The organism is Bacillus sp. TL12 (genome assembly GCF_022625245.1).
In the GTDB taxonomy this organism is placed as follows: Bacteria; Bacillota; Bacilli; order Bacillales; family Bacillaceae_G; genus Bacillus_A.
Map to the genome: position 1 here is coordinate 1 of NZ_JAJJBY010000196.1, position 530 is coordinate 530.

Sequence of the window (530 nt, forward strand, 5' to 3'; positions counted from 1 at the left end):
TTATCAGCAGTCAATTTATCTAGAAACCTAGAAAAAGTCCCTTCAGAAAATCTGAAGGAACTTTTCGTTCACATAATTCTCGATTGCGGAAGTTGTAAGAAATTAATGATATTTTATTATTTTGCTAGCACATGCTTTGGCTGGAGAAGATTCTAATACAGGTCCAACAAACCAAACTTTAACCTTATCCCCTTTATGTAAATTTTTTATGTCACTTTTATTGACTATTTCAGCTGATACCTTAGATGCTATCTTGGAGGATTCTAATACTATAAATACACCATTTTCGTCTTTTCTTTCTATAGTTCCTATATTTGCACTTTCATCAGTAAAATTCCCACTGACTTTTCTTTTAGCACATGGACCATCTTAAGCTCTACGTCTTTTTTAAAAGAACAGCCCATTAGTATAATAATTGAACTAAAGATAATTAAACATCTTATATATTGCTTAATTTTTATTCCTCCTTGATCACCATAAGATTCGTTATCAGAAGTACTTTATATCCGAAATCCCCCATGATATAAACA

The 530-nt window shown here is 31.1% G+C and carries 1 protein-coding gene; it reads right to left on the reverse strand.

Annotated features, from left to right (window positions below; genetic code table 11):
• Positions 1–102 precede the first annotated feature (102 nt).
• On the reverse strand, positions 103–312 hold the full coding sequence (locus LOK41_RS29420; RefSeq protein ID WP_481748850.1) for a DUF3221 domain-containing protein: 210 nt from the start codon (positions 310–312) through the stop codon (positions 103–105).
• Positions 313–530: the final 218 nt, after the last annotated feature.